Below are 13631 nucleotides of genomic sequence, written 5' to 3'. Positions count from 1 at the left end.
GGGTATTCCATGGCCGTAGCTGTAAATAAACGTTCAGTAATGACGTTGTTCTCAGGACCATCTGACTTATATAGTCATCAAACTCGCATCGTTTTAGCTGAAAAAGGTGTCAATGTTGACATCACAACAGTAGACGAAGAGAACCCATCTGAGGAGTTAGCTGAGTTAACACCAAATAGTGATGTACCAACATTAGTTGACCGTGAATTAGTTTTATATAACTCACGTATCATTATGGAATATTTAGATGAGCGTTTTCCGCATCCACCATTAATGCCTGTATACCCAGTTGAACGAGCTAAAAGCCGTCTACTAATGCAACGTATTGAAAGTGAATGGTATCCTTTAGTGGCAACCATCATGTCGGGTAATGAATCTAAAGCTGAACCTGCTCGTGTAAAATTACGTGCTAAAATTCTTGAAGTTGCACCTGTATTTGAACACTTTGCTTATTTCATGTCTGAAGAGTTTACGATTGTTGATTGTTACATGGCTCCTTTGCTATGGCGTCTACCTGAGTTAAAAATTGACTTAGGTTACGACAACGTAACGGGCTTGAAGAGTTACATGGTTAAAGTATTCGAACGTGAATCATTCCAAGCATCAATGACTGAAACTGAACGCGAAATCCGTATCGGCGCTTAATTCTTAATTTTGTAGGTATTTTATATGTCGGAAATGTTAGTACAACGTCCTTATTTAATGCGCGCTTTCTATGACTGGATAGTTGATAGTGAATGCACGCCTCATGTAATTGTCGATGCGACCAAACCACATGTTGATGTACCATTACAATTTGTAGAAAATGGTAAAATTGTATTAAATATTGCGCCGCGCTCTGTGGTTGATTTTTCATTAGATGATAATGCGTTATCCTTTAATGCACGATTCTCAGGCATCCCAACACAAGTGTATGTGCCTATGTATGCTATTGAGGGGATTTATGCACGTGAGAATGGTGCAGGTACTATTTTTCCTGATGAGCCAGCATACGATGAGTATGATGCGCCTATGCAAGTCGTTGAAGATAAGAAACAAGTACAACAGGATACAAAAAGTACTAACACAAAAGGTAATAACAAAAAATCGTTCCTTACTGTGGTTAAGTAGCTAAATAGTATTTACAGTATATAAAACATTTAGTTATACCTTTTTAAAAACCGAGCTTGCTCGGTTTTTTTATGCCTTTTGTTTTTAACGTCGTAATACAATTCAGCTAAATAGCGAGTCATTGTTGTTGGTTAAAATAGATCACTCTGGGTTAGATATTTTGCAAAGAGAACAATTATTTGACGCAATTTTTGCTTTGAGTGGATGTGTTTTTCCTTGCCAATAATTGGTCCTATACTTATACCATTAACTCCGCTAGCTAACTGATCAATCTTACTGGTTAAAAGGAGCTATTTTCGCGTTAAAAACTGTGTAAAGGAAGCAACCGTTTACGGCAATTTTACCTTAAACTAACTCCTTTTTCCTACGTAATATTTGATCATTAAATTAACGGAATTAATGGTATTAGTAACATTAATGGTATAACTGGCCATCTAATCTGGTTATGTGGGTTTAGGTATTAAACAAGAAATGATTAAAGACTAGTTTATGAAAGCAAAAAGCCGATAACAGGTTATGTTATCGGCTTTATTGTATGTATTGAGTCAGGCCTTAAAAAGGCTACCAACTTAACCTTTAATTATCATCACAGTGTTTCTATTAAAGGTGTTTCTGCAAAATGCTTTTTAGAAAAAGCAACGCGTTCTTCCACGGTCATTTTGTCTGCATCCTTTAAGCTTTCGACTAATTTAAGGCGAGGTAAGATACCTGTACCATTAGCAATTTGAATAGCCAATCCTGGGCGTGCATTGAGTTCTAATAGCATCGGGCCGATATCGCGATCTAATACCATATCCGTCCCTAGGTATCCCATTCCTGTCATCTCGTAACAACTTGCTGCTAAGTAAATCAAACGCTCCCAACTAGGCACTACAAGTAACTTTAGCTCTTTATCCGTGTCTGGGTGACGTTCAACTGGCAAGTCGAACTGAACTGCATTAATAGCCTTTCCTGTGGCGATATCAATACCAACACCGACAGCACCTTGATGTAAATTTGCTTTACCATCGGAAGCGGCCGTTGAAAGGCGCATCATTGCCATCACAGGAAAACCTTTAAATACAATAACGCGTACATCAGGTACACCTTCAAAGCTAAAACCATCAAATGCACTATCGAATTGAATTAAACCTTCGATTACAGCAACATCTGCGCTACCACCTAAGCTGAATAAGCCCGCTAAGATATCAGTCACATGGCGTTTGATCTCTGAAAGACTTTCTTCATTACCATTGGATTTGTAATAGCGACCATTTTTAACTTTGGTAACAACAAGAATCCCCTTACCACCACTGCCTTTAGCAGGTTTTATTACAAACCCGGGAGTATTGGTAATAAACTGTTCGACGGTTTCTACTTCCGCTTGCATGGTAATCACACCTAAAAGGGCTGGTGTGGTGACATTTGCATCACGTGCAATAATTTTAGTTTTTAATTTATTATCCACTAAAGGATATAAACGTCTAGGGTTGTAACGGCCTATATATCGGCTGTTACGTTCATTCATCCCCATTATGCCTTTTTTCTTTAACTTAAAAGGGCTACAGAAAAACATGCGCTACCCCTTGTCCACTAATGGCTTGAAGCGGCGTAATTCTAGTAAGCGGTATCCAGTATAACTGCCCAGTAAAAGCACTAGTGCCATAACCACAAATTGCAGTCCAATAAAGTTAAACATCAGGTGTCTAGTGACATCATTACTCATTACGAAGTAAGCAAATACAGCTACGATCAAACTACCACCACCTTGTTTGAATACTTCTTTAGCGCCTTCCTCTTCCCATAACACTGACATACGCTCAATGGTCCAAGACAAGATAATCATTGGGAAGAATGTGATTTTAAGGCCTTCAGTTAATCCAAGTTTGTAAGACAAAACACCAAACATCGCAATCAATAGAATAACCATAATAATCACGGTGGAAATACGCGACACCAGTAATAAATTTAGGTGCGAAAGGTAGGAGCGAATAAATAAACCGACAGCAACTAACATCACAAAGCCGACAATGCCTGTGATCAAACTAGTTTGAATGAACGCCATTGCGATCAACACCGGCATGAAAGTACCAGATGTTTTTAAACCAATCAAAACACGCATCATAACCACGATCAGCACACCTAATGGAATCATTAAAATGCCTTTAAACAAAGACTGATCTTCAATCGGTAAACTATGGATCGAGAAATTGAATAAATGCTCATTATCATTTTTTTGCAAAATAGCTGCTAATGCTGGTTGGTCTTGCTGAATCATTGAGAAACTAACTTTAGAATTTACTCCTCCGGTTAATTCTAATAATGCTTTACCACTTTGATCCCACAATAATAGATCTTTACGATCTACTTCTTGAAGGCTTGATGCATCAAATAAGCGAGACTCAATTTTTCCATTTTTTTCTTGAAAAACTTCAATCAAGGGCTGCAAATGCTGACGGCGACGACCATCTTCTAAAACTAACGCTCCGACTTTTTTAGTGGGAATCTTCGCTTCGTTAAGTAATCCAACCAGAATGTTTGTTTTAGAGTTTTTAGAAGCAAGTACCAATCTAATACTTTGATTAGGTTGTTCTGCATTTAATTGTTTTAAAATTTCACGAGTAAAACTAAAAGCATCAGCACTGGTTTTAAAGGCATCTTTAATGATATCAGTACCAGCAGCTAGGCCAGCAGCACCATATTCAGGATCAAATAGCTCAGGCATTTTAGCGATAGGCTGATCTACACTCTCGCTATCGACTAGTAGCTGAATATTGTAATAAAGTGTTTGAGGACCTGTCGCCTGGCGAATTGTCCACTGTGCTTGTGGTTTATTATCTTCATATAAAAAAGATAAACCGTAACCCGGAGAAGCTGCATTTTGACTAATTTGCGTATAGCCCGCTTGGCTATTTGGTGTGCTCAATGAGGCGAGCACAGGTTTTCCGGTCGCTTCAAATTCAATCTTGGCATCAATATTCCAGACTGACCGTGTTTCACCTGGCATCCAAGGGATATCAAAAGCCAAATGGCGTTGTACTGTTTGAAACACACCCAGTAAAAAAAGTCCTGCTACTAAGGTGAAAAAGAAAATACGAGCATTCATTAGGAGTCCTATTTATTATTTTCAGCTTGATACTTAGGGTGAATATAATCTTGGCTAACATCAACAATCATGACGTCTTGTATAAAGCTACGACCAATGAGTACTGCATAGTCCATGTGTTGACGGTCGGTTAAGGTAAATTCAGATTGCTGAGTAATATTACCAACACGTACATTAAGCTTGATCACTGGGCGGCGATCTTTTTCACCTGGTTCGCTAGATTGTAATATTTTTACGTAACGATCGATTCTTGCTTCAATTATTTTTGCTTCTGCATCTTTATCGTGTGCCATGTTAAAACGAACCCAATTTTTACCATCACGTTCAAAATGTTGAATATTCACTGCATTAATTGATGAGGTAGCGGCACCAGTATCTACACGTGCTCTGAAACTTTTCTTCGCTTTATTGATATATAGCCACTCAGTTTGACCCAATACCGTTTTATCTAGGTAAATATCGCGTTTACTCACTTTGCTAACAACAACATTGCTTCTTTTCGGAGTTGCTGCCGCAGCTTTTTGGATTGCTATTTGTTGTGCTAATTGTTGATTAAGTGTCTGCGCTTCTTTTTGTGTTTTTTCCAAATCAGTTTTCACGGCTTCTAATGAGCTTTTTTTTTGTTCAATATCTGCTTTGGAAGTCGCTAATTCAGTTTCTAACTCTGTAATTTTTGTCGCTTGTTCGGTGAGTGTTTGCTGAATTTTTTGTTCAGTTTCAGTGGTAGAAATAGAGATACATCCAACGGTCAAAAATAGTGAAGTAAGTGTTATAATGGCCGTTTTTTTTAAAAACATGCGATTTCCTTAGCGTTAGTTAAAAATCAAAAAAATATGGTATCAGTTTGCGCTATAAATAGCAGTGATAAATTGCTTATGAAGCCCTTTATCGTTTAGGTTTAAGTCGGTAATACATTCCTAAGCCAGTGTTTTTTGTGTACTCGGTGAATGACTAATATTACTTTTATTAACTCCTCAGATAGCGTGACAATATAAGCTTCTACTAAACTGAAATTATAATAAGTTACTGCAACAAAAGTCAGTGGAATACCAACACACCACATGCAAAATATATCCATAAATGTACTGTAATTGATATCGCCGCCACTGCGTAGTACGCCAATAATCCCAATAAAGTTCACTACCCGGATAAATAGCGCGCAAGCAAGTACTAACAATACCTGTGATGCACTTGCGTTAGCCGATGTAGAGAGTGTTGGAAATAACGATAATACCGGCTCTCTAAAATAAATGATCAGCGGTATAAATATAAATGCTAAAACCGGCACAAATAAAATAAATGTCCAAGCTTGTTGCCAAGCTCTATCGAATGCTTTTGCTCCTAGCTCATGACCAATCATGGTGCCACTAGCAATTGCTACACCAATAAATAAGGCGAATATCGTTTGTTCTATCGTGGACACCATACTCATTACAGCTAACTCTTGTACACCAATCATGGCAAAGATTAGGGTATAAACAAAAACGCCTAAAGCCCATCCGCTATCATGTAATATCATTGGAATCGCAAGTTTCAAGTAACGTTTGATGTCTAACAGTGATAAAGCAGTCTTTACCTCTACTAAACTGGCTAAGATAAAAGGCCTTTTTTTAGCAATAAATAATATCAATAATAGCATTTGAATGGCGCGAGCTAAAAAAGTTCCCCAGGCGCTACCTTCTACGCCCATTGCTGGAAAACCAGCATGCCCAAATATTAATATATAGTTAAAAAAAGCATTCAATGGTAGTACTAAAAAGCTAATATTCATGGCCGTTTTAGTATCACCAGCAGAGCGTAATGCGGTCTCTAATGGCAACACGACTGCGATAAACATAAAGCTGTAGGCTGTGATTTGTAAATATTGGTTAGCGAAAATAAGCAACACAGGATCATCACTGGCTAAACCTGTGACAGAGCTTGGCGAGAGTACATAAAATGCAACAAAAGGTAAGGTGACAACAAAACTAATTAATAAAGAGGTAATTAAACTACGACGTAAGCCTGAAAGCTCTTTTGCGCCAAAATATTGAGCAGCAAGCACACCGCCAGCATGGCTGACACCGACCATCATTAGCAAGTTAAAGAAAAATACTTTATTACCTAAACCGACGGCTGCAATTTCAGTTTCACCGAGTTGACTCACCATCAGGATATCCACTAACCCAAGAAATGAATAAAGCAGAGATTGTAGAGTGATAGGTAACGCTAAGGTCCACAGTTTTTTTTGAAAGCCTTTATCGCGAAACGTAAGAATTTTATTTTTCATAACACACCTTAATCAACTTCTGAGCGAGCAGTTTAGGAAATAGTTTTAGTTTTGTTTAGCTGCTGATGATTAAACGGCTTGTCTTTTTTTTAAAATAAACGCTGATAATAAAGCAAAAAAACAAAAGATAAATAATGGTATTTGCCCTATTTGTTGATAAGGGGTTTGTCCATAGGCGGGTTGTACTGAACGTCTTAATACCGCGGCTGTATTTGATGGTAATCGACCTAACTCATCACCGACACTGTTATAAATTGCTGTTATACCATTATTCGTACTGCGTAATAGTGGTCGTCCGAACTCAATAGCACGCATTCTCGCTATTTCTAAATGTTGATCGGGGCCAATAGAGTGACCAAACCAAGCATCATTACTTAATGTGATAATCAACCCTGTTTGTTGATGAACATTCTTTCGTAATAGTTCCGGAAAAGCAATTTCATAACATAGCGCTGGTGCTAAAGTTGTTTGATCAAATCTCAAGTTATTTTGTACTTGTTGGCCTCGATTAAAGCTCGACATTGGCAAGTTAAAATAAGGTGCAAGAGGGCGTAAAAGATCTTCAAAGGGAACAAATTCACCGATAGGTAATAAGTGATGTTTATTGTATCTATTGGGACTTATCGGCGAATAGCCTTGTCCTTCTGGCAGTTTTCCGAGCATGATAATGCTATTAAAGTATTCATTTTTTCTAATATTATAATTAATAATACCCGTTAATAGTGTTTTACCTTGATTTGCTAATTCCTTTGATAAAGGTTGTAGGAAACGCTGCATATCAATTTCAAGACCTGCAACTGCTGACTCTGGCCAAATGATTAACTCATTTTTATTGGTTTGTTGCTGGCTTTTTATATTAGTTTGTTCGGCATCTGCTTTAGTTGTTTTATTAGCTTTAATTTTTGTTTCACTTTGAGCGTTGATAAGTGGCTCTGAAAAAGGCGGCACGCGAGGTTTTGACAAGTCTAAATATTTAAACAAAGAGGGATACAGTTGATCCGCTTTCCATTTTTCATTTTGGTCAATATTACCTTGTACTAATGCCACATTGATTGCTGGCTGTAATTCGGTGAAGGTAAGTTGTTGTAAGCCGTAACCGCTAGACACTAAAAATATAATCAATAGGAAAGATAGCTTTTGTACTGATTTAGATACGGGTTGTATTGATTTCGAGACTTGTTTAGATATCTTTTTAGATAGCGATTGTAATTGTTGAGAGACCAATAACGTTAATGCTGAGCAAATAAGAATAATAGCTAAGGTAACGCCTTGCACACCAAAAATCGGTGCAAATCCAACTAAGGGGGTATCTGCATGACTGTAACCAAGGTAAGCCCAAGGCATACCTGTTAATACCCAGCCACGTAACCAGTCCGTGATTAACCATAAACTCGGTAAAATAAGCAGCAATCTGATCGCAGAAACTGATGGAGGGAGCTTAATTTTATAAGTTAACCATAGCGCGATGGTGGGAAACAAGGCCAAATAAGCACACAATACAACAATTAATAGGCCACTAACAATACTCGGCATTCCGCCAAAAAGATCCATGCTGACATAGATCCAGTGCATAGTGGCAACGAACATTGAGAGGTTAAAACTAAAGCAGACTAAGAATAGTTTTTTGTTGGGTAATTGCGTATGTTGCAGTAATAACAATAAACCAACAAACGAAGGGTACAAAACCCACCATTGTTGGAAAGGTGCAAAAGCAAAGACTTGTATCGAGCCTAACAACGCTGCAATCATTAATTGCCCGAACTGAGTAGAAGCGATTCTACTCAGTGATTTGCTTAAGCTTTTGTTCAATCTCTTTTAAGCTCTTTTTTTAGTTCTTTTGGAACACGTACTTGTAATTGTACTAAGCGACGATTGTCTGCATTTGTCACTTTAAACTTATGCTCATTAATGGCTATCTTTTCACCACGGCTAGGTAAATGGCCTAGTTCATGCAAAATTAATCCACCAATTGTATCTTGGATTTCAATATTATAATCGGTTTCAAAGAACTCATTAAAATCAGCCAGTGTGGTGAGCGCACTTACTGTGTAAGTACGTTTGCCTATTTGACGAATTTCATCTTCTTCTTCGTAATCAAATTCATCTTCAATTTCACCGACAATCACTTCTAAAATATCTTCAATAGTGACCAATCCTGAAACACCGCCGTATTCATCGACAACGATTGCCATATGATAACGTTGGCTTCGGAATTCTTTTAAAAGGGTATCTAAGCGTTTACTTTCAGGAACCACAACGGCTTCTCTGAGGATGTCTTCTATTTTAAACTCATCAGGATCTGAGCTGAAGCCATATTGAATCAGATCTTTGGCTAATAACAAACCAACAACGTGGTCTTTATCTTCAGTGATCACAGGGAAGCGGGAGTGGGCAGAGTTGATGATCTCTGGTAATAATTCTTCAACTGGTTGATGTAAACCCAATGTCACCATTTGTGAACGTGGGATCATGATATCTCGAACGCGCATCTTAGACACGTCGATCACACCTTTTATCATTTCTTTGGTTTTTTGATCGATAACTTGGCGCTGTTTAGCACTATCAATCACATCTAATAGCTCATCTTGACTTTTTGGCTCGCCTTGGAAAAGGTTGCCTATTTTATCGAGCAGACCTTCTTTAGGCTGCTCGTTGCTAGAATGGTAATCTTCCGACATTAATTTTATTTACTCTTTTTCGCTTAAATAAGGGTCACCGAAACCTAACTCAATCATGAGTTTAGTTTCAATGCTTTCCATTTCTTCTGCTTCATCATCATCAATATGGTCGTAACCTAATAAATGCAGCGTACCATGTATTAACATATGTGCCCAATGTGAGACCAACGTTTTCTGTTGCTCTGCTGCTTCTTTTTCAACCACCTGTTTACAGATTACTAGATCCCCTAATAAGGGTAAAGTGATCCCAGGCGGGTTTTGAAAAGGAAAAGATAAAACATTCGTTGGTTTATCTTTTTCTCTATATTGGTGGTTTAACTGCTGACTTTCTTCACTGTCTACAATACGCACCGTCAATTCAGCATCATCGCGTATTATATCACTAGCTGCAAGGATGGTGGCACTTATCCATTTTTCTAATTGTGCCAAGTCAGGCAATGCTTGTTGGTTTTCACTCGCAAGCTGTAAATCCACATAAAGTTCCATTACGCGTTTCTCGCTTCACTTTCTGCTATTTCTTTCTTTCTATCAAAGGCATCGTAAGCTTTAACAATACGTGCAACAACAGGATGTCGAACAACATCATCTGCTAAGAAAAAGTTAAAGCTGATACCTTCATCGACTTCACCTAATACTTCAATTGCATGGCGTAAACCAGATTTTTGATGGCGAGGTAAATCGATTTGTGTAATGTCACCGGTAATCACCGCAGTAGAATTAAAACCAATACGTGTTAAGAACATTTTCATTTGTTCTGTTGTTGTATTTTGGCTTTCATCTAAAATAACAAATGCATCATTTAACGTGCGTCCGCGCATATAAGCCAGAGGTGCAATTTCAATAATGTTTTTCTCAATCAGTTTTTCAACTTTTTCGAAACCTAACATTTCAAATAATGCATCGTATAAAGGGCGCAAATAAGGATCTACTTTTTGTGATAAATCACCTGGTAGAAAACCTAGCTTTTCACCTGCTTCAACAGCTGGGCGGGTTAATAGAATACGACGAACTTCTTGGCGCTCTAACGCTTCTACGGCACAAGCTACGGCTAAGTAAGTTTTACCTGTTCCGGCAGGGCCGACACCAAAGGTAATATCATTACGAAGAATATTACTTACGTACTTAGTTTGGTTTTCACCACGCGGTTTAATAACACCGCGTTTAGTTTTAATGGTTAAACTCTTAAAACCAACCTCTTCTGATGCCGGCTTTACTTCTAGTAAACGGTGTTCACTGATTAAGTTTTGTAAGGCTAAATGTACATCTTCATCTGATAAACGAGGCGCTTTGCCTTTAATTGGTTGCGTCTCAATATATAAGTCATTCAATAAGTCACTGCAGGCTTGAGCGTAACGGTGCTCACCAACCACTTGAAAATGTGCATCTTTATAGATTACTTCAACACCTAAACGGCGTTCAATTTGCTTAATATTATCGTCAAATGAACCGCATAAAACCGCTAAACGGTCTTTGTCTGCGGGGATTAATTCAAGGTGTACTGTCGTTAATTTTGTGGTCAAATTGTAACGCCTTCTTTTGCTGAGCTAAAAGTGATAAAAATAAAGTTAAGCTGGTATAAAAGTTTCAACACCAATCTTGTTCGCTTTTTTATTCACAATATCACTTGGTCGAATTGATTCTCGTAGATTCATTTCTGATTCTCCACGCACAAACTTACCACGAATTGAGTTGGTATGTACTTCAGTAATTTCAACATCAACAAAACCACCGATTGAGCGATGATCGCCTTCGAAGTTTACAATACGGTTGTTTTCGGTACGGCCGCATAATTCCATGATGTTTTTACGTGACGGACCTTCTACTAAAATACGTTGTATTGATCCTACCATACGGCGACCAATCAATTGAGAGTGCTGATGGATTCGATCTTGTAAGATAGCTAAACGCTTTTTCTTGGTGTCTAACGTAACATCATCTGGCATATCTGCCGCTGGTGTACCAGGACGTTGGCTATAAATAAAGCTGTAGCTAGTGTCAAAACCAATGTAGTTGATAAGATCCATGGTTTGTTGGAAGTCTTCATCGGTTTCATTTGGGAAACCAACGATGAAGTCTGAACTGATCGTTAAATTAGGACGCACTTCTTTTAATGCGGCAATTTTTTCTTTATATTGAGCAACCGTGTGGCCACGTTTCATTAAGTTTAAAATACGATCCGCGCCTGCTTGTACTGGCAGATGTAAAAAGTCCACCAATTCAGGAGTATCACGGTAAACATCAATGATTTCATCAGTAAAATCGATTGGATTACTGGTGGTATAACGTAAACGGTCAATACCATCAATTGAAGCAACATAACGCAATAATTCAGAAAAACTACATTCTTCACCATCGTGCATTGCACCAATGTATGAATTTACGTTTTGCCCCAATAAATTAATCTCACGCACACCTTGTTCAGCAAGCTGCGCAACTTCTAATAAAATATCATCTAATGGACGGCTAACTTCTTCACCACGTGTATAAGGTACAACACAGAAAGTGCAATATTTAGAACAACCTTCCATGATTGAAACAAATGCCGTTGCACCTTCAGCTTTAGGTTCTGGCATTGAGTCAAACTTTTCAATTTCAGGAAAACTGACATCAACCACGTTACCTTTGTTTTCTTTTACATCTTGAATCATTTTTGGCAAACGGTGTAACGTTTGTGGGCCAAAAACAATATCTACATAGGGCGCTCGACGGCGGATTGCTTTACCTTCCTGTGAAGCAACACAACCTCCAACACCAATAATGATGCTAGGATTTTTTTCTTTTAGTTTTCTCCAACGACCGAGTTGGTGGAATACTTTTTCCTGCGCTTTCTCTCGAATAGAACAGGTATTGAGTAGGATCACGTCAGCATCTTCTGCTTCATCAACAGAAACATATCCGTTGCTCGCATTTAAAAGGTCCGCCATCTTAGATGAATCGTACTCATTCATCTGACAACCCCAGGTTTTAACGTGTAATTTCATGCTCATATTCACTGCCTACTATGCTGACTAATTAGTGTGTTTCTTAAAACGAGGTCGCATTTTACGCACATCAAGGCAATCATGCTACTTTTTGTTTGCATGCTTTTCATTCGTTTTTCTATTTCTCTTGATAACTCTCTGTATCTTGATTTTAAGCAATTAAAAAATCAGGTTAATTTTCCCAAGGGGCATTCTTTTACGTACAATAACCTATTAAATATCAATTCAAAAATTGAGGGTGTAATGGCAAACAGAGAAATTATTATTGTTGGCGGTGGAATGGTCGGTGCTTTATCTGCATTGCTACTGGCTAAACATGGCGATACATTACACCTTATTGAAAAGTCACCGGTGCTAATGCCTGAGCAAGGTGAGCCTTTTGACCTGCGTGTTTCAGCGTTTAGCGCTCAAAGTAAACACTTACTTGAACAAGCTGGAGTTTGGGATGATATACCGCTTGACCGCTTATGTGCTTATCAAGGTTTAGAAACATGGGAAAAGGGTAGTCAAAAATTAGCTTTTTCAAGCGATGATATTGGGGCTGAGCAATTAGGCTATATCGCAGAGAATCGTTGGATCCAAACTGTACTGTGGCAGCGCCTTAAACAGTTAGCGAATGTTCACTTCTATGAACAGACAGAAGTCGTGAATATTACCCAGCATGTCGACACTGAAAATAAAAACCAACATGTCGACGCTGAAAATAAAAACAGCCAGCGCATAGTGACGGTGACGCTTGCAGATCAACAGACTATTCGAGCTGATTTATTGCTGGCCTGTGATGGTGGTAACTCAGGGGTACGTAAACACTTACAACTGCCTGTGACAAGTTGGGATTATCGCCAACATTGTTTATTGATTAATATAACCACCGATTGCGCGCAACAAAGCGTGACTTGGCAAGAGTTTAGAGAAACAGGCCCTTGTGCTTTTTTGCCACTAGCAGGTAATAATGCAAGCTTAGTGTGGTATCACAGTCCACAGAAAATAAAGCTGCTACAAAGCTTAAATAATCAGCAGCTCAAACAAACTATTTTAGCGGAATTTCCTAAGCTTGAATTTGATTTTGAAGTCCATAATAAAGGTGGGTTTCCACTGACTAGACGCCATGCTAAAAAATATTATCAAGGCAGTGTGGTGTTGGTCGGGGATGCAGCTCATACTATTAATCCATTAGCAGGACAGGGCGTTAATTTAGGTTTCAAAGATGTGCAATGTCTTGTGGAACTGCTCACTCAATGTAGCGATTTATCGATTCCAGAAATATTAAAACGTTATCAATGCCAGCGTCGACCTGCCAACTTATTAATGCAAACAGGCATGGATGTGTTTTATAAAGTCAGTAAGTCCGATGACCCATTGATTCGTATCATAAGAAAAAGCTTTTTAGGCGTAGCCCAACAATCGGGACAAATTAAAAATAGAGTGATGCGTTATGCGATGGGGATTAATTAAGCAATATAAAAAAGCCGCTCATTGGCGCTATAAAAGAGCAAAAACGGCTTTTT

12 protein-coding genes are annotated in these 13631 nt (G+C 38.3%); 3 read left to right on the top strand and 9 right to left on the bottom strand.

Going from position 1 to position 13631, the window contains the following annotated elements; translation table 11 throughout:
- Positions 1-9 precede the first annotated feature (9 nt).
- Together sspA and H5084_RS01720 are read left to right on the top strand one after the other, a co-directional pair.
- Entirely contained in the window at positions 10-645 is a 636-nt protein-coding gene (gene sspA, locus H5084_RS01725; RefSeq protein ID WP_182689350.1) for a stringent starvation protein SspA, read from the top strand.
- Positions 646-678: 33 nt separating this feature from the next.
- Entirely contained in the window at positions 679-1110 is a 432-nt protein-coding gene (locus H5084_RS01720) for a ClpXP protease specificity-enhancing factor (protein WP_182689434.1), read from the top strand.
- Between the two features lie 586 nt (positions 1111-1696).
- Here the strand turns inward: H5084_RS01720 and H5084_RS01715 are convergent.
- The 9 genes from H5084_RS01715 to miaB all read right to left on the bottom strand — a co-directional run bounded on the left by H5084_RS01715 (position 1697) and on the right by miaB (position 12129).
- Positions 1697-2665, bottom strand: a complete 969-nt coding sequence (locus H5084_RS01715; protein ID WP_182689349.1) for an alpha-L-glutamate ligase-like protein — start codon at positions 2663-2665, stop codon at positions 1697-1699.
- Positions 2666-2668: 3 nt separating this feature from the next.
- Complete coding sequence (locus H5084_RS01710; protein ID WP_182689348.1) at positions 2669-4195, bottom strand: inactive transglutaminase family protein; 1527 nt, start codon at positions 4193-4195, stop codon at positions 2669-2671.
- Positions 4196-4203: 8 nt separating this feature from the next.
- Positions 4204-4992, bottom strand: a complete 789-nt coding sequence (locus H5084_RS01705; protein WP_182689347.1) for an ATP-dependent zinc protease — start codon at positions 4990-4992, stop codon at positions 4204-4206.
- Positions 4993-5093: 101 nt separating this feature from the next.
- Positions 5094-6464, bottom strand: coding sequence for an MATE family efflux transporter (locus tag H5084_RS01700; RefSeq protein ID WP_182689346.1), 1371 nt, complete (start codon positions 6462-6464; stop codon positions 5094-5096).
- Between the two features lie 69 nt (positions 6465-6533).
- Positions 6534-8273: an apolipoprotein N-acyltransferase gene (lnt, locus tag H5084_RS01695; RefSeq protein ID WP_259396662.1), complete on the bottom strand. Its 1740-nt coding sequence runs from the start codon at positions 8271-8273 to the stop codon at positions 6534-6536.
- A complete protein-coding gene (gene corC, locus H5084_RS01690) occupies positions 8270-9142 on the bottom strand; it encodes a CNNM family magnesium/cobalt transport protein CorC (RefSeq protein WP_028867522.1) in 873 nt (290 codons plus the stop codon). The genes lnt and corC overlap by 4 nt, the downstream gene beginning before the upstream one ends.
- Before the next feature lie 9 nt (positions 9143-9151).
- Positions 9152-9628 (bottom strand): rRNA maturation RNase YbeY, encoded by a 477-nt coding sequence (ybeY, locus tag H5084_RS01685; protein WP_028867523.1) that lies wholly within the window; start codon positions 9626-9628, stop codon positions 9152-9154.
- Positions 9628-10662 carry a PhoH family protein gene (locus H5084_RS01680; RefSeq protein ID WP_037070806.1) on the bottom strand — a complete coding sequence of 345 codons (1035 nt, stop codon included), beginning with the start codon at positions 10660-10662 and terminating at the stop codon, positions 9628-9630. Before H5084_RS01680 ends, ybeY begins: the two co-directional genes overlap by 1 nt.
- A gap of 45 nt (positions 10663-10707) precedes the next feature.
- Positions 10708-12129 carry a tRNA (N6-isopentenyl adenosine(37)-C2)-methylthiotransferase MiaB gene (gene miaB / locus H5084_RS01675; RefSeq protein ID WP_182689345.1) on the bottom strand — a complete coding sequence of 474 codons (1422 nt, stop codon included), beginning with the start codon at positions 12127-12129 and terminating at the stop codon, positions 10708-10710.
- A gap of 237 nt (positions 12130-12366) precedes the next feature.
- Between miaB and H5084_RS01670 the strand changes: the two genes are divergently transcribed.
- Positions 12367-13578 carry an FAD-dependent monooxygenase gene (locus tag H5084_RS01670; RefSeq protein ID WP_182689344.1) on the top strand — a complete coding sequence of 404 codons (1212 nt, stop codon included), beginning with the start codon at positions 12367-12369 and terminating at the stop codon, positions 13576-13578.
- The last annotated feature ends 53 nt before the right edge of the window (positions 13579-13631 follow it).

It is taken from the genome of Psychromonas sp. SR45-3, assembly GCF_014163575.1.
GTDB classification, from domain to species: Bacteria; Pseudomonadota; Gammaproteobacteria; order Enterobacterales; family Psychromonadaceae; genus Psychromonas; species Psychromonas arctica.
This window is presented reverse-complemented; position numbering and strand designations above follow the sequence as displayed.